The sequence below is a fragment of the Phyllobacterium sp. LjRoot231 genome (genome assembly GCF_964253365.1).
GTDB lineage: Bacteria > Pseudomonadota > Alphaproteobacteria > Rhizobiales > Rhizobiaceae > Phyllobacterium.
In genome coordinates, this window is record NZ_CAXUQT020000004.1 from 402340 (window position 1) to 422404 (window position 20065).

At 57.2% G+C, this 20065-nt stretch carries 24 protein-coding genes and 3 pseudogenes; 10 read left to right on the forward strand and 17 right to left on the reverse strand.

The window, feature by feature from the left end:
- Positions 1–8 precede the first annotated feature (8 nt).
- Positions 9–296 carry a WYL domain-containing protein gene (locus ACSQ3H_RS30610; RefSeq protein WP_436120299.1) on the reverse strand — a complete coding sequence of 96 codons (288 nt, stop codon included), beginning with the start codon at positions 294–296 and terminating at the stop codon, positions 9–11.
- 88 nt (positions 297–384) lie between these two features.
- On the opposite strand from ACSQ3H_RS30610, the gene ACSQ3H_RS30615 reads away from it, so the two are divergent.
- The 3 genes from ACSQ3H_RS30615 (at position 385) to ACSQ3H_RS30625 (ending at position 3213) form a co-directional block, all read left to right on the forward strand.
- Positions 385–825, forward strand: coding sequence for a hypothetical protein (locus ACSQ3H_RS30615; RefSeq protein ID WP_436120770.1), 441 nt, complete (start codon positions 385–387; stop codon positions 823–825).
- Positions 826–1447: 622 nt separating this feature from the next.
- Complete coding sequence (locus ACSQ3H_RS30620; protein WP_436120771.1) at positions 1448–2104, forward strand: hypothetical protein; 657 nt, start codon at positions 1448–1450, stop codon at positions 2102–2104.
- Positions 2105–2184: 80 nt separating this feature from the next.
- Positions 2185–3213, forward strand: a complete 1029-nt coding sequence (locus ACSQ3H_RS30625; protein ID WP_436120772.1) for a DUF1214 domain-containing protein — start codon at positions 2185–2187, stop codon at positions 3211–3213.
- A 167-nt stretch (positions 3214–3380) separates the two neighbouring features.
- On the opposite strand, the pseudogene ACSQ3H_RS30630 reads toward ACSQ3H_RS30625, so the two are convergent.
- From ACSQ3H_RS30630 to ACSQ3H_RS30645, 4 genes and pseudogenes are all read right to left on the reverse strand, one after another.
- A pseudogene (locus ACSQ3H_RS30630) lies at positions 3381–3494 on the reverse strand (non-homologous end-joining DNA ligase); the annotation flags it as partial.
- 58 nt (positions 3495–3552) lie between these two features.
- The gene (locus ACSQ3H_RS30635) at positions 3553–4539 is read right to left on the reverse strand and encodes an IS5 family transposase (protein WP_436120773.1); all 987 of its coding nucleotides are present in this window, start codon (positions 4537–4539) and stop codon (positions 3553–3555) included.
- Between the two features lie 73 nt (positions 4540–4612).
- Positions 4613–4735 (reverse strand): annotated as a pseudogene (locus tag ACSQ3H_RS30640) (transposase); the annotation flags it as partial.
- A gap of 346 nt (positions 4736–5081) precedes the next feature.
- Complete coding sequence (locus tag ACSQ3H_RS30645; RefSeq protein WP_436120774.1) at positions 5082–5474, reverse strand: Crp/Fnr family transcriptional regulator; 393 nt, start codon at positions 5472–5474, stop codon at positions 5082–5084.
- A 61-nt stretch (positions 5475–5535) separates the two neighbouring features.
- Between ACSQ3H_RS30645 and ACSQ3H_RS30650 the strand changes: the two genes are divergently transcribed.
- Both ACSQ3H_RS30650 and ACSQ3H_RS30655 read left to right on the forward strand, forming a co-directional pair.
- Positions 5536–6528: an IS5 family transposase gene (locus ACSQ3H_RS30650; protein WP_436120775.1), complete on the forward strand. Its 993-nt coding sequence runs from the start codon at positions 5536–5538 to the stop codon at positions 6526–6528.
- A 51-nt stretch (positions 6529–6579) separates the two neighbouring features.
- Positions 6580–7197, forward strand: coding sequence for an ABC transporter ATP-binding protein (locus tag ACSQ3H_RS30655; protein WP_436120776.1), 618 nt, complete (start codon positions 6580–6582; stop codon positions 7195–7197).
- A gap of 196 nt (positions 7198–7393) precedes the next feature.
- Here ACSQ3H_RS30655 and ACSQ3H_RS30660 read toward each other — a convergent pair whose 3' ends face one another.
- Positions 7394–7984: an amidohydrolase family protein gene (locus ACSQ3H_RS30660; protein ID WP_436120777.1), complete on the reverse strand. Its 591-nt coding sequence runs from the start codon at positions 7982–7984 to the stop codon at positions 7394–7396.
- A gap of 26 nt (positions 7985–8010) precedes the next feature.
- Here ACSQ3H_RS30660 and ACSQ3H_RS30665 point away from each other — a divergent pair, with 26 nt between their 5' ends.
- Entirely contained in the window at positions 8011–8715 is a 705-nt protein-coding gene (locus ACSQ3H_RS30665; RefSeq protein WP_436120778.1) for an IS6 family transposase, read from the forward strand.
- A gap of 31 nt (positions 8716–8746) precedes the next feature.
- Here the strand turns inward: ACSQ3H_RS30665 and ACSQ3H_RS30670 are convergent, their stop codons facing one another.
- From ACSQ3H_RS30670 to ACSQ3H_RS30690, 5 genes and pseudogenes are all read right to left on the reverse strand, one after another.
- Positions 8747–9091 carry a hypothetical protein gene (locus tag ACSQ3H_RS30670; protein ID WP_436120838.1) on the reverse strand — a complete coding sequence of 115 codons (345 nt, stop codon included), beginning with the start codon at positions 9089–9091 and terminating at the stop codon, positions 8747–8749.
- Positions 9092–9141: 50 nt separating this feature from the next.
- A pseudogene (locus ACSQ3H_RS30675) lies at positions 9142–9429 on the reverse strand (DUF1254 domain-containing protein); the annotation flags it as partial.
- Between the two features lie 75 nt (positions 9430–9504).
- The gene (locus tag ACSQ3H_RS30680; RefSeq protein ID WP_436120779.1) at positions 9505–9666 is read right to left on the reverse strand and encodes a hypothetical protein; all 162 of its coding nucleotides are present in this window, start codon (positions 9664–9666) and stop codon (positions 9505–9507) included.
- Between the two features lie 52 nt (positions 9667–9718).
- Entirely contained in the window at positions 9719–10525 is an 807-nt protein-coding gene (locus ACSQ3H_RS30685; RefSeq protein WP_436120780.1) for a transporter, read from the reverse strand.
- A gap of 353 nt (positions 10526–10878) precedes the next feature.
- Positions 10879–11343, reverse strand: a complete 465-nt coding sequence (locus tag ACSQ3H_RS30690) for an Lrp/AsnC family transcriptional regulator (RefSeq protein WP_436120781.1) — start codon at positions 11341–11343, stop codon at positions 10879–10881.
- 104 nt (positions 11344–11447) lie between these two features.
- Here ACSQ3H_RS30690 and ACSQ3H_RS30695 point away from each other — a divergent pair, with 104 nt between their 5' ends.
- A complete protein-coding gene (locus ACSQ3H_RS30695) occupies positions 11448–12059 on the forward strand; it encodes a LysE family translocator (protein WP_436120782.1) in 612 nt (203 codons plus the stop codon).
- 90 nt (positions 12060–12149) lie between these two features.
- Here the strand turns inward: ACSQ3H_RS30695 and ACSQ3H_RS30700 are convergent, their stop codons facing one another.
- A complete protein-coding gene (locus tag ACSQ3H_RS30700) occupies positions 12150–13085 on the reverse strand; it encodes a hypothetical protein (RefSeq protein WP_436120783.1) in 936 nt (311 codons plus the stop codon).
- A gap of 488 nt (positions 13086–13573) precedes the next feature.
- On the opposite strand from ACSQ3H_RS30700, the gene ACSQ3H_RS30705 reads away from it, so the two are divergent.
- The 3 genes from ACSQ3H_RS30705 to ACSQ3H_RS30715 all read left to right on the forward strand — a co-directional run bounded on the left by ACSQ3H_RS30705 (position 13574) and on the right by ACSQ3H_RS30715 (position 15298).
- Positions 13574–14296: a hypothetical protein gene (locus ACSQ3H_RS30705; protein ID WP_436120784.1), complete on the forward strand. Its 723-nt coding sequence runs from the start codon at positions 13574–13576 to the stop codon at positions 14294–14296.
- A 139-nt stretch (positions 14297–14435) separates the two neighbouring features.
- Complete coding sequence (locus tag ACSQ3H_RS30710) at positions 14436–14861, forward strand: hypothetical protein (protein ID WP_436120785.1); 426 nt, start codon at positions 14436–14438, stop codon at positions 14859–14861.
- A 68-nt stretch (positions 14862–14929) separates the two neighbouring features.
- On the forward strand, positions 14930–15298 hold the full coding sequence (locus ACSQ3H_RS30715) for a YbaN family protein (protein ID WP_436120786.1): 369 nt from the start codon (positions 14930–14932) through the stop codon (positions 15296–15298).
- A gap of 7 nt (positions 15299–15305) precedes the next feature.
- On the opposite strand, the gene ACSQ3H_RS30720 is transcribed toward ACSQ3H_RS30715, so the two are convergent.
- Genes ACSQ3H_RS30720 through ACSQ3H_RS30740 form a run of 5 tightly spaced genes read right to left on the reverse strand, consistent with a single transcriptional unit; the run spans position 15306 to position 20062 of the window.
- A complete protein-coding gene (locus tag ACSQ3H_RS30720) occupies positions 15306–16382 on the reverse strand; it encodes an ABC transporter ATP-binding protein (protein ID WP_436120787.1) in 1077 nt (358 codons plus the stop codon).
- Entirely contained in the window at positions 16379–17314 is a 936-nt protein-coding gene (locus ACSQ3H_RS30725) for a carbohydrate kinase family protein (RefSeq protein ID WP_436120788.1), read from the reverse strand. Before ACSQ3H_RS30725 ends, ACSQ3H_RS30720 begins: the two co-directional genes overlap by 4 nt.
- Positions 17314–18333, reverse strand: coding sequence for an SIS domain-containing protein (locus tag ACSQ3H_RS30730; protein ID WP_436120789.1), 1020 nt, complete (start codon positions 18331–18333; stop codon positions 17314–17316). The genes ACSQ3H_RS30725 and ACSQ3H_RS30730 overlap by 1 nt, the downstream gene beginning before the upstream one ends.
- Before the next feature lie 2 nt (positions 18334–18335).
- The gene (locus ACSQ3H_RS30735; RefSeq protein ID WP_436120790.1) at positions 18336–19181 is read right to left on the reverse strand and encodes a carbohydrate ABC transporter permease; all 846 of its coding nucleotides are present in this window, start codon (positions 19179–19181) and stop codon (positions 18336–18338) included.
- Entirely contained in the window at positions 19181–20062 is an 882-nt protein-coding gene (locus ACSQ3H_RS30740) for a carbohydrate ABC transporter permease (protein ID WP_436120791.1), read from the reverse strand. The genes ACSQ3H_RS30735 and ACSQ3H_RS30740 overlap by 1 nt, the downstream gene beginning before the upstream one ends.
- Positions 20063–20065 lie beyond the last annotated feature (3 nt).

Consider the following 20065-nt stretch of genomic DNA (forward strand, 5'->3'; position numbering starts at 1 on the left):
CCAACGCCTCATAGATGGCAAATCACCTGAGGAATGCGCGGATCACGTGGGTTATAGCCTTGTCTCGTCCCTTCGAAACTATGCCCAGTTATGGTCAGCGCGGTTATCTTGGAAATATGAAACGCGCGCCAGCCTTCGCCGTTTCCTCCTGACAATTGCCAGGCACTCAAGGTTAAATCCCTATTGCTGTCGTAACCGGCAAGATGCGGCTCAACAGTCCTCACGTGATCGTCGTATGTGAACCTAATCAGCTTGCGTTGCCGGATAGCTTCGCAAATCGATATATGTCCAGTCATGGTGGCCTCCCACAGCTGACATGATGCCTCCCAAAAATTAAAGAGTCGATAGCCGTCCATTGGGCGGCTTTTTCTATGGAGCATACCCATGCCAAGAAGCCCGACAGGCAATTCCAGCATTCCGATCACGTTTGTTCCGAATACGCCTGCGAAGGCGACGGAGGTAAATGCTGATTTCACGGATGTCGCCGCGCAGCTGACTGACTCCCTGTCCCGCTCCGGCAAGGGTGGCATGCAGGCAGCCCTCGATATGGGCGGGTACAAGGTCCAGAACACGGGTGCACCGGCAGCAAGCGGTGACGTTGTCACCAAAGGCTTTGCCGACGCGACCTATGCCACATCTGTCACGCTCGCGGACTATGTCCTCAAAGCCACGCCTGCCATGACGGGCAATTCGACGATCACCAATGCACAGCCGGGTATCCAGCTTGTCGAAACCGATCAGTCGAACAAGAACTGGTATAACTCAAGGTGTTCGGTCGCGAGACATCCGAGTCGTTGCCGACGACGATCTGCGCAACGACAGTAACCAGCAACGGGAAGTTCCAGACAATCGGAACAGCAACAGCGCGCTACTGCGGTCAGGAGTAGTTATCCGCGTTCGTGGTGTAGTCTCAAGATGCATCAGGCAACGGGTAATCTCGGACGTAGGTTACAGTAAGATACTCACCGCAGGAGCAGCGCTGCGGTAGGTTTCACTGCACTAAGGATCGTAAGTGCGGGGCAATGACTGCGGCAGCACTGATGGTCGGTTTAACAGTTACGTACTTCCTTCTATCGCCGGTTCCTGCAATTGGTTGGAACAAGCGGTAAAGGCAGTCGTGCAAATGAGGAATGGGGATGTTTATGATGGTCTTGCACTTGGGCTTTCTATCCGCTCCGGTCGCAGTTTATGCAGTTATCCCTTCGGCGCAGGCGCAAGAGAGTGCAGTAAATCTCGCCAAGAAACTCTCGAACCCCATCGCTTCGCTCATCAGAGTGCCATTCCAGGGCAACTATGATGGCGACTACGCCCGAACGATGGCAACGGTCACACCGCTTTCCTCACCGCAACCTACGCGATGGCCTCGTTCAGCTTCGTCGAACGTATGGCTGCATTCTGACAGGGGAGAACGTTCTTGAAAGTCAACACACGGAGGACGAACAATACTATGCAAAGGAAACTGAAATCTCTGAGTTTAGCAGTCGCAATTTCCTTCCTGGCACTCGGAAGCGTCCTGGCGCAGGACAAGCCGAATGCCATCAAGGCCCCGGCGACCAAGACCATCGGATCAGCAAAGCCGCAGGTCGAACCTGCGCTCATCGTGCTCAACTCGAAGGGTGCCAGTTTGAAGGACGGGAAACTCGTCCTCACCGGGATTTCATCGAATTCAATTATGTTCGCCGATCGCCCGGTGCGGGCCGCGGGCCACGTTCTGACGGCTCACCTCCTCGAAGAATGGGCGACCGGCAAGGACAGCTTCGCTGCCGACCCTCCCAACGCGACCGTGTCCGTGCTCATGAAGGACGGGAGCGATGTCCTTGACGCTGTCGTCACCCTGAATGCTCCCAAGATAGATGGTGACGATCTGAGCTTTGATGTGGAGGTGCTGGAGGGCAGCCTCGATGGCGCTGACGGACCGGCGTCGACCTTCATCGATATCATCGGAATGCCATTTACCCCGCGCTCATTTGCGGGCGTGGCCCGTCGTACGGCGTACCGTGGTGCTTGGTATGGGGGAGCCGTAGCTGGAGCCGCCATGGCAGCGCCCTATCCGTACTACGCGCGGCCTGCCTGCGGGCCTTATCCTTATCCGCCCTGTTACTAAGCGGATGACCACCAAAACTGGGCCGGTTAGCAAAAGCCAACTGGTTCCACCTTCGAACAACAAATGAAAGGTAGTTTCTTGTGAAAAACCTCGTCGCAACACTCGCTCTGGCCATCGCCAGTTTACTGGCCGCCCCGCAGGTTGGGCCTGCTGCCAGCGATCCGATTGCCGTCAACGTGACCAACTTCGCTCGCGCGCAAGCCGACATGGAGTTTGATGGCATCCTTAAATTGTCTGGCGGTATCAACAAATGGCAGCACAATCGTGAGCCAGTGCCAATCGACAAGCAGAATATCATCCGCATGAACCGTGACACGCTTTACAGTTTCGCGATTATCGACATTTCGAAAGGCGCGACCGTAACCTTACCGGATGCTGGCGACCGCTACATGTCGCTGATGATAATCAACAATGATGGTTATGTGAACGAGACCTTTCACGGTGGTGGAACCTACAAACTGACGACCGGAACGTTCAACACGCAGTACGTCGCCGCCGGAGTGCGCGTTCTCGCCAACGCCCAAGACAAAGCGGACATCCAGAAGGTGAACGAACTTCAGGACAAGATGAAGATCGAAGCGGTCTCGGAAAATGCGTTTGTCCTGCCGGACTATAACCGTGCCAGCTACGAAACGACGCTCAAAGCGTTGCTTGAGTTGGCCAAGAGCGCGAAAGGAACTACGGGATTTTTCGGTTCCAAGGCGGACGTAGACCCGGTCGGCTTTCTCCTTGGCTCGGCCGCCGGTTGGGGTGGCCTGCCGGACAAGGAAGCTCATTATGTGAACGTCGAACCAAACCTGCCTGATGGCAAGTACGAACTTACCGTGAAGGACGTGCCGGTCAGTGGTTTCTGGTCGATCAGTCTGTACAACAAGGAAGGCTATTTCCAACAAAACGACCTCAACTCCTACAGCCTCAACGACCTCACCGCGAAGAAGGACGCGGATGGCTCTTACACGATCCGGTTCGGCGGTTGCACTGCAAGCACCGGGAACTGTCTGCCGATCATGGAGGGCTGGAACTATCTCGTTCGCCTCTACGAACCGCATAAAGAGATTCTTGATGGTACGTGGTCGTTTCCCAGCCCGCCACAACTTGTGGAAAATTGACGGCCCAGTAAAGCGTCCAGCAGGCGACGAGGATGACGAACGAAAAGGCCAAGGCCGAACCCTTCGGCTACCTCGCGTTCCTGCTCCAGTTCGCGCCTGGTGGCCGTCAGTATCTTCCTCGATCGGCCAACATGGTAGACCGTCCGGCTGGTAGTTTCGTTGATGTGTCGAAGCCAGTCGACGGATCTCCCGGAGCGATAGGTGCTGTTCCTGTCCTTCGCGATAATCCCTTCGAGGCCGTGCATGCATGCGTTCGGCAGAAAGAGCTCTCCATCGGCGCTGGTGCATGAATGCAGCTGGAGTTGTCAACGGACGCAATTGGTTCTTTGATGTTGGCGATTACGCCTGCTTTTCTTGGCAGCGGGCAGAGTTCGGGCGTGCACATGCCAGCATGCGATTGAGCACGATGCAGCCAATGGCAACCTCGGTCTGCTGAGCCGGAAACGAACGGGCCCGCAAGCGTCGACCGATCAGCCCCTTGTATCGACCGATCGCGGTCTTGACCAATGAGCGCTTGCCATAGCCGGTGGTTACCTGCCATTTCAGCCGACCGTGTTTTGCGATCGCCGCGATGTGCTTGTCTCTTTGATCGGGCGGCCCCGTATCGCTATTGCTTTCCACCGCCGCCGACCGAGGTGGAATGACGATGTTGGCAGTAGCGCTGTGCTCAAGAACGGCCCGGTAGGTGGGCCTGCCGTCATAGGCACCATCGGCTGTGACTTGACCAATCTCACCGTCGATCTGATTGAGCAATGGCTCCACCTGCGCAGGATCATCGGTGTTCTGATCGGTCAATGTTTCTGCGACTATGTCACCGTTACCGGCGTTCACTGCCAGGTGGAGTTTGCGCCAGTTGCGCCGCGATCTGGTGCCGTGCCTGGCTTCCAGCCATTGGCCAGCGCCGTATATTTTCAACCCAGTGCTGTCGATCAGGACATGGATTGGCCCGTCCGGCATCGACGGCAGTCTTCCGGCTGGTCGTTCCCATTTCTGTGCCCGGCGGCTCAAGGTCGTATGATCAGGGACAGGCAGTTGCAGTCCCAAAAGATCAAGTATCGACCCGATGAATCCCTCGGTCTGGCGAAGGGGCAGGCTGAATACGCAAGCCAGTGTCAGGGCTGTCTCAATGGCAAGATCGGAATACCGGCGCTGGCCGCCACGGATTCTCCGCCGGGGCGCATGCCATCCGGCCAATGCTTCCGACGTTACCCATAATGTCAGGCTACCACGCCGGCGAAGACCTGCCTCGTATTCCCGCCAGTTTGTCACTTTGAACTTCATCTTCCTGATACGATGGCGGCGGGCGGCATTATGTTTGAACGGCATGGCTCGGATCAGACTGATTGCGATCCAACAGGCCTACTTCCAAACCATTGAAAAAAGATCGATGCACCAAAGCCACCCAACGCTGTATAAGCGCCCGATGCAGTCCGAACTCCTTGGCCAACGCCTTAAAACCAGCCTTCCCAGTCAAATAGCGCTCCACGATCTGGCGCTTGAAATTCTCATCGTACTTCACCATGAAGACACCCCAAAGGTTGGATTGATGTCCAGCTTTTGGGGGTCAGTTCACGAGAGGGGCTCTCTCGTGCGTTTGCGCTCTTGCGCCGGCGTTGCACCTGGTATGGAAGGGTTATTGGCGCGGCACGCGCCAGCCCGAGGCGGGAACGCGAGGGCGATGTAACACCTGACGGCCGGCTGCTGCCGTCCGATTGTTTGCGAAAGAGAAGGGGCAGAGGGGCCGACTTGCCCCTACCCCCTGCAAGCACAAAACCGGGTATCCCCCATCTTCCGCTCTCATCTTCGCTTCCTTTGATTGAGCTACGATGAACCAGAAATCCTCTCTTCTCAATTAAACCAATTTTGTCTCACACGGCGCTGACGGGGCACAGGTCTTCCGCTGCGAAGCGTCGCAGCTTTTCGGCATTCAGGACCGTGATCGATCCATAGCTGGTATTCACCCATCCGTTCTTCGCAAATCGCTTCAATGCAGCATTGACCTGTCTGCGTGAAACGCTGGCCATGGTGCCGACCTCAGTCTGCGTCAACAGGACATGTTCGCTACTCCATGTCATGCGTTGCAGGACAGAGGCTATCCTACGATCAGGATCGGGCTCCTGCAGATCGTGGATCACTCTGAGGAGGACATCGACACCGTGCATCAGATTCTGGCAGAAATTGCGAATGACCGACGGATCGGCGCTGGTCATCTGGTCCATCTGCTGGAGGGGCAGATGCATCAACCAAGGGCTTTGGTGCATCGATCCTTTTTCAATGGTTTGGAGGTAGGCACGTTGGATCGCAATCAGTCTGATCCGAGCCATGCCCTTCAAACATAATGCCGCCCGCCGCCATCGTATCAGGAAGATGAAGTTCAAAGTGACGAACTGGCGGGACTACGAGGCTGGACTGCGCCAGCGCGGCAGCCTGACGTTCTGGATGACACCGGATGCTCTGGACAAATGGCATGCGCCTCGACGAGACACCCGTGGTGGTCAGCGCCGATATTCCGATTTCGCCATCGAAACGGCGCTGACGTTGGGCTGCATCTTCCATTTACGTCTGCGCCAGATTGAGGGATTCCTGCGCTCGGTGCTCGATCTCCTCGGCTTACAGCTACCGGTCCCTGATCATACGACATTGAGCCGCCGGGCTCAGAAGTGGGAACGACCAGCAGCCGGAAGCATGCAGTCCATGCCGGACGGGCCAATCCATGTCCTGATCGACAGCACTGGGTTGAAAATATACGGCGCTGGCCAATGGCTGGAAGCCAGGCATGGCACCAGATCGCGGCGCAACTGGCGCAAACTCCATCTGGCGGTGAACGCCAATAACGGTGACATTGTCGCAGAAACATTGACCGATCAGAACACCGATGATTCTTCGCAGGTGGAGCCATTGCTCAACCAGATCGATGGTGAGATTGGTCAAGTCACAGCCGACGGCGCCTATGACGGCAAGCCCACCTACCGGGCCGTTCTTGAACACAGCGATACCGCCAACATCGTCATTCCACCTCGTTCGACGGCGGTGGGAAGCAATGGCGATACGGGGCCGCCTGCTGATCAAAGAGACAAGCACATCGCGGCGATCGCAAAAGACGGTCGGCTGAAATGGCAGGCAACCACCGGCTATGGCAAACGCTCATTGGTCGAGACCGCGATCGGTCGATACAAGGGGCTGATCGGTCGACGCCTGCGGGCACGTTCGTTTCCGGCTCAGCAGACCGAGGTTGCCATTGGCTGCATCGTGCTCAATCGCATGCTGGCATGTGCACGCTCGAACTCTGTCCGCTGCCAAGAAAAGCACGCGTAATCGCCGACATCAAAGAACCAATTGCGTCCGTTGACAATTTCAGCTGCATTCATGCACCAGCGCCTCGGTGGTCTCGAAACCGGCTGGGAGGGACGCATATGGATTGGTGGCACCGAGCTTTCACATTCCCGCAAGGCGCAGGAAATGCGGGTTGTTCAAATGGTCTTCCAAGATCCATACGGGACTCTGCATCCACGCCACACGATCGGAACCGCCTTATTCGAACCATTGCGGGCACAAGGCATGCCTCGTTCTGCGGAGATAATCGAAAAGGCGCTGTCCGACGTCGGGTTCAGCCCATCGTTCCGCACACGCTACCCTCATCAACTATCAGGGGGTCAGCGCCAACGAGTTGCAATTGCCAGAGCACTGATAGTAGAGCCAGACGTTGTTTTGCTCGATGAACCCACTTCCGCGCTGGATGTTTCCGTCCAGGCTGAAATCCTCAATCTACTTTCCGAACTGCGCAAGTTGAAGGAACTGACATATATCCTTGTGAGCCACGATCTGGCTGTCACTGCCCACATGTGCAGCCGCCTTGTGGTGATGAACGGTGGCAAGATCGTGGAGGAATTAACGGCCCATGATTTGCGTAACAACAACAACCGTCATCCCTATACACGGGAACTTATCGAAAGCAGTCAGCGGTATAAGAAAGCCGCCGCCTGATCGGATTAAGAATGCGGGGCCCTGCTGCACTTGGTACATGGCGCGCCGGTTTTTGGGAGCCTTGAGGGCATTGTACATACTATGCCGATCGAAATCGGATCCTTATCATAATTTCGCAACGAAAACTCTACTGACAGTTTCTCCGCCGCCTGTTCCGATCCATGTGTCCGTATGACAGGGTGGCACAAACTATTCGCTAGCAAACCCGAGGCTTAATCGATGTACACGGATCTGTGTCGTGCCGCTCATCTCCGGCATAGCGGTTCATGCCGATGTCTGTGGACGTGGCGCGCCGATGGATTTCAGCCATGGTGGAGTGGAACGCTGCGTTCCGTGCCTCCAGTTCGGCATGCGCGGCGAGGTGTGCCGGGACAAGCTCACGGATCTCGGCCAGTATCGCGGCTTCGTCGATCGTTTGCAGGCGGCCGTCATGGACGACGATCTGCCCCGCTATCATCACCGTTTCGATGGAAGAACCATTCTCTGCATAGACGAGATGCTTGGCGATATCGTTGAGCGGGGTGAAACTGAGGGTGGTGAGATCAAGGATCAGCAGATCAGCGGCCTTGCCGACTTCGAGCGAACCGGTGACATTCTCCAGCATGGCACTGCGTGCCCCACCGATCGTCGCCATGGTCAGGATCTCTTCAGCACGGATCCACTGATCATGATCCGGGCCGGAGACGCTATGGATCAGCCCGGCCACCCGCATGACGTCGAAGATGCGTGCTGTGTCGTTCGACGAAACGCCATCGGTCCCAAGGGTGCTGTCACATTGATTTTCCATCAACCGCTGTGCGGTAATTGTTTCGGATGAGCCAGACAGCGCCTACTTATAAAAACCATCGTTTTCCCATCGAGATTGTCGCCCGCGCAATCTGGCTCTACTTTCGTTTCAACATTAGCCTGCGCGAAGTCGAAGAGATGATGCTCGAGCGCGGCGTTGTCGTTTCTTACGAGACCATCCGTCGATGGTGTCGCAAACACAGCGCTAATTATACATGCCGTTTACACCGCAAGCCGCCTTCGCATGAGGATGTCTGGCATCTCGATGAGCTTGTCGTGCGGGTCAACGGCAGGAAATGCTGGCTCTGGCGTGCGGTCGACCATGACGGATACGTTCTGGATGAAATCGTGCAAACGCGCCGGAACACTAAGGCTGCCAGACGCCTGTTAATCCGTCTGCTGAAGAAGCAAGGCATGGCGCCCAAGCGCATGATCACTGACAAGCTGCGCTCATATGGAGCGGCAAAGCGCCAGGTCATGCCACATGTCGAGCACCGGTCTCATAAGGGGCTTAACAACCGTGAAGAGAATTCTCATCTGCCGTTTCGAAAACGGGAGCGGACACGGCAAGGGTTTCGATCCATCGGGTCCTTACAGCAATTCCTGTCAATCTTCTCATCCGTCCGCAACCTCTTCGTTCCATCCCGCGTAAACCGATCCGCTTCACAAATCCTCATCCATCGCCGCAAGGCCATGGCCGAATGGAATGCTGTGGCTCATCAACTCGCCTGAGAACCGGAGCGGGGGTCTTCCGCGTCTTAATTCAAACAATGTGACAGCACCGTCCCATCAACTCGGGATCAAGAGAGGTAGCTGGCTCGTTTTGCACGATCTCGTTGAGCATCTCGTAGTAGCTGAAGTCACCGGGCGGGACAGTGTTGACCGCGACACCCGTGCCTTCATGGAACACCGTGGCTGGCGGTTCCGTGATTTTGCCGAGCTTGGCATTGCCAGCCAAGAACTCAGCGATGCTGGTGCCGACGCCGCCGACTTCATAGGGATAGATTTTGGTCTTGGCCTTGATCCCCTCGACCACCGGGGCGGGATCGTTGTTCTCCAGGAACGATCGACCGAACCACAGGACGTTGTTCGTTTTGGCGTGGGACACATAGAAGCCACCCTCCGGCAAAGGCCATCGTAGCCGGGCGGCACGACAAGGTATTTTCCACCCTCGCCCCGGTCGGGTCCGGGAGCGCCGAAATCAGTCACCCAGCGAAACCAGTAATCGTCGATTGCGCCGAGCGACTTGGGTGGCACTTCAAGCACCATGGGCCCCTTGGTAAGATCAAGGACGCCAAAGAAGTACACAGTGTCAGCATTGGCTGTGAGAAACAGCGAACTGGCATCCATCAATTTGGAGAACACAAGAATTTCGTTGTGTTTCACGCCAATGCTTTGCATACCCTTGTCGATGGCCGCCACACTGACGCCCTGCATAGTGTTCATGAACGCATCGAAGGCGTGGGTGAAATCCAGGTTGTCGTAGACTTTTTGCAGGGTTTCTGCGCTTGGCGCACCGTCCTAGAAATCGAGCTTGCCGACCCGGCTATCGACCGTGTCAGGAGTGAGAATGGCTGGAGGTCTCAATGCCGCCGTTTCCGCAAAGGCTGTGCCTCCACCGTTGAGATTGATTGCCGCAATCAGAATTGCCAGCAATGAGACCTTGCTTCGGATCGATATCATGGCGTTTCCCCTGTTGTTTATTTTTGGGGTTGAGTTCGACAGACAATCTCCGTCACTTTGGAAACAAAAACGTTATGACCAGACGTGCACCAAATCCGTCAGGCCCGTTGTCAGGGCTCTCGGCCCAGTAGCGGACACCGGCGGTCAACTGAATTGGCTGCTTGTTGACCTTCACGAGCTTCGCGACGGTGAAGTTGATGGGAACGGACCATTCTTCTGCCTCCCAGTTATAGGTGCTCTCGGTGTTCAGCGCGAAGGTCCAGGCTTTCGGTGTCGTGTAGGAAATGAAGGGCTGCAGGAACGTCGAGTTGACATCCTCACTATCATCGTCACCCGCGAACGACCAGATGTGGTTGGCGAGAGCGCCATAGGTCCAAGGACCAGATTGCTTGAGAACCACAGCGGTCGGGCCCGCACCCCACTTCTCGCCGCCAAGCAAATCATCAGTGGCAGTCGGCAGAAGGAAGGCCGGGCCCACCCCCCAGATAATGCCGGAAGCGGTCGGTTTCTTAGGAGAGAAGAACAAGCTTTGGGTTGTATCCCCCAGACCGAATTGATCTCCGGATGGCCCGGCGATGTCATGCTGCCAGACGATCGGGACGATAGTACGGGAGATCACATTCCAGTCTTCGTTCAGGGTGAACGGGATGACCGGTTGAACGTTGATCGTATATTTGCTGCCGTCGTTCGGCCCATAGCCGCCATCATAGTTGCCCTGGAATGGCACGCTGATGAGCGACGCTATCGGGTTCGAGAGTTTCTTCGCCAGGTCTTCGGCGCTCTCTTGCGCAATCGCTGACGATGTCAATGCAGTGAAGATTACCAAAGCAGACAGTAGTCTCTTACGGCATAGAGCCATGGCTTCGCTCCCCCAACGGTGAATCCCTTCCGAATAGACCAGCGGCAGCGTTCCCCACGTTCCCGCTTTCAAATGTCGCTCGTGTGCTGATGAAAGTCTGTAGCAGTACGGCCGACGTATCAACTTAACGATGCGATTGCAGAGGTATTTCTCATTACCTGCCGCCAGTGAAGTACGTTACTGTAACATACAGTGTCGGGACCCCGCTTACCTCGCTTAGGCAGGGTCCCATGAGTATCTGCATAAAACTCGGCATTTTATCTTGGCACTCGCCGCGCGGCTGTGCGCGCCGGTGCAACTCGTTAACGGCCCTGCATTCTAAAAGTCAGGAGATTCGTATCGGCGCCGGAACATCATAGCGGCAGTGCGTAGGTCTGCTTCACAATCTGGCTTGGCACGTCGGTCTTGACGTTCTGAATCCCATTTTTCCGTGTGAGGTGTGCAGCCTGAAAGCGCCGGTACTCATCCAGATCGGCCACGACCACACGCAGCAGGGCATCACTTTCCCCGAGCATGATATAGCACTCCATCACTTGGGGGAGCTGCTTCATTGCCTCCATAAAGTGATCGATGGTTTCCGCATCCTGTGCCGTCAGCCAGACCCGTGCAAACATCGACAAGCCGAGGCCAATCCTTGAGGAATTGAGGACCGCCACATAGCGGTCAATCACTCCGGCCTCCTCCAAGAGCCTCACACGGCGCAGGCAGGGGGAGGGGGACAAGCCCACTTCCTTGGCAAGCTCCACATTCTGCATCCGCCCATCGCGTTGCAGGGCGCGAAGGATGCGCCTGTCTATATCATCCAGTTTTGTTGGCATTCAATGCTAACTTTCTTCCTCACAGAGCTTTACATGCCAATTCTATGTCAATTATTGGCATCTTCGCAACCAAATTGCGAAGTTGTTGCCCTATGATTCCAATCATGGAAACACGAACGATGATTTTCTTCGCCGCAACGGTGCTGCCCTTGATCTGCACCCCCGGCCCAGACATGCTCTTTGTGGCATCGCAAGCTCTATCAGGGGGAGCGGTCGCCGGTCTACGTTCGACCGCAGGCATTTGTCTTGGCTACGTCGTTCATTCTGCCCTCGTCGCGCTCGGCGTAGCCGCTATAGTCGCAGCCTCCCCAGTGCTGTTCGAGGCGCTGCGTTGGTTTGGTGTCGGGTATCTGATTTATCTGGCTTTCCAGCTTCTCCGGTCAGCGATGAAAGTGGGGCAGCTTACCCTTTCGGCCGAGCCGGCCAAAGGCCAGCTTCAGCGGGGGTTCCTGACCGCATTCCTCAATCCCAAAGGCATGATGATCTATTTTGCGATCCTGCCGCAGTTCATGGAGCATAGCGGCAGCATCGGCTTACAGGCTCTTATCCTGTCCGCGATCTTCATCGCCCTTTGCGGGATCGTCTACGCGAACTTGAGCATCGTGATTGCCACAGCTGGAAAGAAAGGCAGCTTCAGCGATCGTCGCCGCAGATGGGTTGAAGGAACAGCGGGCGGACTCCTGATCGTAGCGGCCGGTCGATTGGCCATGAATTAAAGTACGAAGCGGTAACGTTCCGCTGCGTCCAAGAATTGCGACATCGCTACGATATTCGATCCGCCCCCAAATCTGGACTGCTTGCTCTGATCACTCAGCGGCAGTCACCGCAAGCCTGTCGCCAAAGCGTAGAATCTTGTCCGATGTGGCTGAACCGTCATCATACAGTTTGACGATTTCTTCTGGCAGAGACCGTCCATCCGCTGCGCAGACATAATCACGCATGGTGGTTCCTGTACAGCGCGAGTCGAGATTGACGGCGCCCCGATGCGCGATGACATCGTCAATATGCACAGTCCTGAAATCGATGCTGTAGCGGGCGATATCAGTGGTGTTCGGCACGGTTTCATGCAGTTGTGCGCCCGAGAAGATGATGATGCCGCCGGGCGGAGGCAGGTAGCGCAGCGACTCGGAACCCAGTTCCTGCTGTGGCTTTGGCTGTTCGCGCGTATCGCTCTTGACGTGCTGGGCGGCGGTTGCGCGGTTATTGCTGTTCCATTCGTAGTAGTTGTAGATTTCGGAATTGTTCTTCACCGGTTCGTTGAAATAATCCGGGTAGAAGCCCATCGCATTGTCGGGGTTGATTTCGTAAATCGGCAGCCACCAGTTCAATTGGCACATCGGCGCGGAATACCAGGTATCGCGGTGCGGATGGAAGGCATAGGCTATGCCCGACGACAGGAAATGCGAAGGATAGGCCGAGCGCATCCGTGGCACATCGAAATAGAGCTTTTCGAGATCAATGCCGCTTTCCTTCATGATCAACGGAATAAGCCGCTTGCATTCCGGATGATGGATGAATGCCGGTTTCATCTTGGAAAGGATGGCCGCAACTTCCTCCGGGGTCATATGCTTGTGGATCGTTCGCGGATCATGCGGGGCGAAGGCTTCATCGAGCATCGACTTTGCCAGAGCAATAAGCTCCCTGGTGGTGTCGGTGGCGCAGGAGATGAAAATATCACCGGAATAGAGTCGGCGACGGCGTTCGTCGTCACTCAGGCTTGAATCTATGAATACGCCTGCCATCTTCATTCCTTTCAGCAAAACGGCGATTCCATGCTCAACCCTATCCAGGTTGGCGAGGATCCTCGCATCATTTGACGTCCGGATGGTACTTGAAAGGATCGGTCCACAATACAGCACCATTAGTGCAAAGACCTGACCGAATGGATACCCATTTCGGCCAAGTGGGAGTCCGGTTCGATAGCGAGGACAGAGTTAACACCTACGGTAGCGTTATATCCGTGCTTGCAATCAAAAGATGAACGCGGCATTCTGACCCGGCAATGCAATCGATCGCTGACACTGGTTAAACCTGATGCGTCATTCACCTGCTGAATTCCTGAATTCAAAACATTTTCAGCCACAATCTCAGTGCAACTTCGGGGCGATGGCTTCGGAGAAATGCCTCAATTCGACATTTTATCCAAAGGGACGGAAGCCATCGCGGCATTGCTAACCGGAACGCATGGTGCGTCCCCGGGGGAAACGCGAACACTATCGCAAGGAAGATCATGATGAACCAGTTTCGTTTCAACACACTCGCCGCGGCGGTAATTGCCGGCGCAGGCCTGGCATTACTGACGCTCCCGGCATCGGCCGCAGCTACTGCTGCGCAGTCCGTAACAAAACAATGTAGCACCCAATATAACGCGGCCAAGGAAGCTGGCACCCTCAATGGTCAGAAATGGCCACAATTCCTTTCGGAATGCAGCGCGAAGCTCAAAACCGACGATGGCGCAGCGGCAGCTGCTCCAGCGGCAACGCCGCCTGCCAAGAAGACGGCAAAGGATACTGCAAAAAAGCCGGCGAAGACCGATACGGCAGCAGCAACCACCAGCAGCGGTATGTCCGCAAAAGCCGTCACCAAGGAATGCAGCACCCAGTATCAGGCGGCCAAAACGGCAGGCACGCTCAATGGCCAGAAATGGCCGCAGTTCCTCTCCGCCTGCAGCGACAGTCTGAAGTCAGATGATTCGGATGCAACGGTCCCGGACGAGCCAGCACCGGCAGCGACAAAGACCACCGCCAGCAAGATGACGACAACGAAGACACAGACCGCTTCGGCCGCGACTTCCGCTGACGGTAAGCCACTGTCACCAGCCCAGGTTGCATTCCGCGCCCGCATCAGCGAGTGCGGCGAGCAGTGGCAAAAGGCCAAGGCAAGCAACAAGACCGGTGGCAAGACATGGCCGCAATACTGGAGCGCCTGCAACACGCGCCTCAAGTCCGAATAATCTCTGGTTGACAAGTTAGAAGATGCAATTGAAGCGCCCGGGCATCCAGTCCGGGCGTTTTTGTGGAACGCCTGCCGTCATCGGAACGTCATTAATCCCATCCAAAACCGTGCCGTAGCCACACACCAGGAGAAAAGCCATGCCTATTCAGGATCTCGTCGATTCAATCGCCACGCAAGCCAACCTCGACCCGCAAGTGGCGGAGAAGGCCGCAGGCACGGTGCTCTCCGTGCTCCAGCATGAGGCTCCCGAACAAGCAGCAACGCTGTTCGCAAAAATCCCTGGCGCTACCGAACTCGCCCAAAACTTCGATGTCATGGCAAGCGGGGCCCAGTCGGGTGGCTTCCTGTCGAGCGTGACCAGCATGCTTGGTGGCGCGGCGGGTGAAAAGGTTGGTGCGCTCGTCAACGGTGTGGCCGCACTCAAGGAGAGCGGGCTGACCGTTGAACAAATCCGTGAAGCCGGAGCTGCGGTGCTGGCCCATGCCAAGGAATACGCCGATCCAAAACTTGTCGATCAGCTTCTGGATTCGGTGCCCGGCCTGAAAGGTCATTTAGGTCTTTGAATGCAACGGCTGACATTCTGCGTCCGGCCATATAAACCGTTCCCCATGGCCATGAGGGGACGGACGGGATGAACGGCACCAAGCGGACAATTTATTTCGTGCTGGGATGGGTGATGGTGGCGCTCGGGTTTATCGGCGCGCTTTTGCCCGTCATGCCGACGACGATCTTTCTCATCATCGCCGCCTGGTGCTTCAGCCGGTCGTCGCCGCGTTTCGAAAAATGGCTGCTCGAACATCCGGTCTTCGGGCCGACACTGATACAGTGGCGCCAGCATGGAGCCGTGCCGAAACGCGTGAAATGGATTGCCTGCGGCGGCATGGCCCTGGGCTTTGGCACTTTCTACACCTTCGCCCGACCCACGCCATTGCTTGGCGGTATCGTTGCACTGTTCTTCATCGCCTGCGCGACCTATGTGGTGACCCGCCCAAGCGTATAGAGCACGATCAAATTCTCTTGCCGGTCGCCTTGTCGAAGATATGCAATGCACTTGCATCGATATTGAAGCGCTGCGACGTGCCGACCGCTACCTGCGATCTTGGTGGCAAGCTTGCTGTCAGGCGCTGACTGCCGATCGTCGAGGTGACGACCAGCTCCGGGCCGGTCAGCTCAACCACTTCGACTTTTGCCTCGATGCCAATCCCTGTTTCCGCTTCCACGGCCAGCGTCAAGCTCTCGGGGCGAATGCCGATGATGACGTCACGGGCTTTTCCTGCACTCTCCAGTAATTCGCGGGGGAGGGGGATGCCGCTGAGCGAGCCATCGATGTGAGCGATGCCGTCGGCGACCGTAGCATCCAGCATGTTCATCGGCGGCGAACCGACAAAACTGGCAACATAGCGTGTGGCCGGGCGATTGTAGATCTCATCCGGAGTGGCAAGCTGCTCGATCTGACCATCGCGCATGACAGCGATGCGCGTTGCGAGCGTCATCGCCTCGATCTGGTCATGTGTCACATAGACGATCGTGGTACCGAGCATCTGATGCAGGCGCTTCAGCTCAGTGCGCATTTCCATACGCAGTTTCGCATCGAGATTGGACAAAGGCTCGTCGAACAGAAAGATTTGCGGATCGCGCACCAGTGCCCGGCCGATAGCGACACGCTGCCGTTGTCCGCCCGAAAGCTCGGACGGCTTGCGGCCGAGAAGATTTTCGATCTGCAGGATCTTGGCCGCCTTTTGCACGGCCTCGGTGCGCTCGGCCGCAGGAACATTGCGCATCTCAAGGCCAAAGCCGATGTTGCGGGCAACCGACATGTTCGGATAAAGCGCATAGGACTGGAACACCATGGCGATGTCGCGGTTCTTGGGATGAACGCCGGTCACCGAGCGATCGCCAATGCGCACGTCACCCTCGGTCGCTTCGGCGAGACCCGCGATGATATTAAGAAGCGTGGACTTGCCGCAGCCGGAGGGGCCGAGCAGGACGAGGAATTCGCCGCTGGCGAGCGACAGATCAATGCCCTTCAGCGTTTCGACGGCGCCATAACGCTTGCGGACATTGATAAGCTCAAGGGCACTCATAGAGCTTCCTCCGGTGGTGTTTGCGGATCCTCGCCATCGTAGCGGCGCGGAATGGTGGAGATGGCTTTGGACGCAACGCGAACGCCAGCCTCAAGGCTTTTCCCGAGCGTCTGATCGTTTGCCAGCGCGGCGAGGAAGGCAGCGTTGAACACATCACCGGCGCCAATCGTATCGGCAACCGGGACGAGGGGGGCGTTGACCGACACAAGCCTGTCATCGGAACCGACTGCCAGAGCTCCATCAGGGCCGCGCTTGACGACAACGATGGCATGGCTTGGCATCAGGGCCTTGAGCTTGTGTGCAGCTTCCGCAGGCTCGACACTGTTGGCAAGGCGAGTCGTCTCGACCTCGTTGAACAGGGCAATGTGGCAGCGTGCCAACCAACGCCTGGTCTTTTCACGATTGGCTTCGGTCCAGCCATCGATTGGCCAGCCTGTATCGAGCGCAATGCGGATATCATTGGCATCGGCCCAATCGAACAACTCGTCATACTGTGCAACCAGAGCGTCGGTCAGGAAGGAGCCGCAAAGGATAGCGGTGCCGCCCTTCAGCCGCTCGGTGTCGAGCATGGCAATGACCTCGGGCCAGGACAATGCTCCGATATGTCCTCGGGTGGTGAAGAACGTACGCTCGCCGTTCGGGTGTGTAATGCCGACGGAAAGGGTGGTGCCCATGGGTTCGACCGGCCAGCGGGCCGAATGCTTGCCGAACCCCTGCCGCAGCCATTCGCCGAACTGGTCGTTACCGACATTGGCGGCGATCTGGAAATCGAGGCCAAGACCTTCCCAGGTCAGCGCTGCATTGCCAGCCGAACCGCCTACACGCAATTCGTCGTAGTCGACCATGATCTCCGTACCCGGCGTCGGCCATGGATCGGCCGGACCGAGGATCAGATCGACATTGACATTTCCTATGACGGCGAGGGGGCGCATCACTCGTCCCGCGTGATCTTGGTCGAGCGCACAGGCGTGCCGAGATCGGCAACGCGCGCGCCGGCGAAGCCGAGCATGAAGTGTTGGGCGGCAGGAAGAAGCGCGAAGACCGCGGCGATGCCGCTCGCTTCGCCCGCGGCAATTGTCACAGTTCCTTCGATAGGCGCTTCACCCGATGCATCGAACACGACAACCGGCGATCCGGCTTCCAGCGCCGAGACCGCCATACGGGCGACCAGTTCGGAGGTTGCATCCTTGGCACGGAACAGGACGACACCAACCTTGGGTCCGAGCATTTCCATGGGTCCATGACGCAATTGTCCGCCTTCCAGCGAGAAGCACGGGATGCGCGAAAGTTCGGTGAGGCCGAGCGCGATCGCCTCGGCAACGCCTTGCATAAGGCGACCGGAGGTGACGACAGCGGATACGCCCGACAATGCGGCGACGGCAGCATCGACCTCTGGCTTGGGTTCTGAGTTCAATATCGCGAGTGCTCCAGCCGGATCCTCGCCAAGGGCGCTGAGAACAGCCAGATGCAGGGCAAAACTGACCGTCAGGCTGCGCGTTGCCGCGAATGCGTTTTCCGTTCCGCCAGCACCGATCAGCGAGGGCACGGTGCGGGCGAGGGTCGATCCGCCTTCCAGCGTCAGCCCGAACGTATCGGCCGGCACGCTGGCGGCCTCGGCAAACCAGCGCAGGACTTCAGCGCTTTCGCCCGATTGCGAGGTCACCAAAATTGTTTTGCCGGATAACGATATCGGCTGACCAAGCTGTTCAGACAAAGGCAGGGCGACTGCATCGATTCCACGGCTGCGATAGAGCGGCTCTACGGCGCGGCCGACAGCATGCGAACCACCCATGCCGAGCAGCAGCAGTCGCCCGGTCTTGCGCAGGGACTGGGCGATAGTCCTGGCAAGCGGAGCAGCTGCCTCGAAGGAGGCAAACGCATCGGCATTCTGCCGCGCCATTTCTCTTTCGATGGCGATAAGACCAGTGGGTTTGTTCGGTTCCGAAGACATGCTCATCCTTTTACGCCGCCGCTTGTCAGGCCCGAGATCAGGGCACGCTGCATGAAGAGACCGATAAGTAGCGGGGGGAGGGCGGCAAGCACGCCCGCTGTAGCAATCAGTCCGTAGTCCGAGACGCGTCCGCCGGCGAGATCGGCGATCGCTACGGTCAAGGTTTTGGCTCGCTGATCGGAGGTGAACAGCAGGGCATAGAAGAATTCGTCCCAGGCAAGCAGGAAGGCAAACAGCGCCGCCGTTGCCATGACCGGCGCTGCGAGCGGCAAGGTGATCAACCGCAGGATCTGATCGAGCCGGGCGCCATCCATGGTTGCGGCGCTTTCAATCTCGCGCGGGATCGAATCGAAGCCCGATTTCAGCAGCCATGTGGTGAATGGTGCAAGGATCGTCAGGTAAACCAGAGCCAGTCCGAAGACATTGTTAAGGAGGCCGATCCACGAGAGTGCCATATAGAGAGGTACGGCCAATGCTACCGGTGGCAACATGTAGGTCGCGATGACTGCATAAAGTGACCAGCCGACCGATGGCGTACGCGACACGGCCCACGCGGATGGTATCGCGACGATAAGCGCCGCAATGGTCGCCATCCCGGCAACTCTGATACTGTTGAATAGCGAGGCAACGAAAGCCTGTCCGGCGCTGTTGACCGCCGATGAGAGCAGGATGCCATAGCGCGATAAATCGACGGTGTCCGGCCACCAGTGCAGGGGCTTGGCGATAAGATCCGGTGTCGAGGAAATGCTCATGACGAAGAGCCACACGACTGGCGCGAGGATCACAACCAAGAGCAGAAGCGCTGCGAGGTGAATGAAGATCGATGCTGTAGGGCTTCGGCGTTCCATTACGACGCTCCTGCGCTTTTACGGATCAAGGCGGCGTAAGCGACTGCAAGTACCGTCACCAGCAAGGTGACGATCAGCGCCAGTGATGCGCCCGATCCCGCTCGCTGGAAGGAGAAGGCTTCCTGGTAAACGAGGATCGACAGCGTCCGCGTGCTGTTGGCCGGTCCGCCGCGCGTCATGACCCAGATGATGTCGAAAACCTTGAACGCCTCGATGGTGCGCAGGACGAGCGCCACCATCAGCGGCCCGGCAAGATAAGGCATGATGACGAAGCGGAAGCGCGACCAGGCACCGGCGCCATCCACCATCGAAGCTGCGGTGATATCGCGCGGGACGGCCTGCAGGGCGGCGAGAGCGATCAATGCCACCAGCGGAAAATTCTTCCAGCAATCGGCGACGATAAGCGAGGCAAGGGCAGTGCCGGGTTCGCCCAGCCAGGAGCGATAGGCGTCGATAAGGCCGAACTGCATCAGCATCGCGTTCAGCGCGCCATATTCGGGATTATAGATCAGCCGCCATAGCGTGGCATTGACCACTGTCGGCAGCGCCCAGGGCAGGATCATCAGGGCGCGCAGGATAGAGCGGCCGTAAAACTGCTGGTTAAGAAGCAGCGCGGCGAGAACACCGATGACCATTTCCGCCGATACGGACAGGACGGCAAACCAGAAAGTAGTGATCAGCGTGCGCTGGAAATTCGAACCGGAAAGGATCTTCACATAATTTTCGAGCCCGACGAAACTGCCTTCAGTCCCGACGAGCTTGGCATCGGTGAAGGAAAGGCGCACCGTATCGACAAGAGGCCAACCGATAATCGCAACCATGACGATCAGAAGCGGCAGCATCAACAGCCATGCGCGGGTGGTAATCCAGGTGCTCGTCATGAA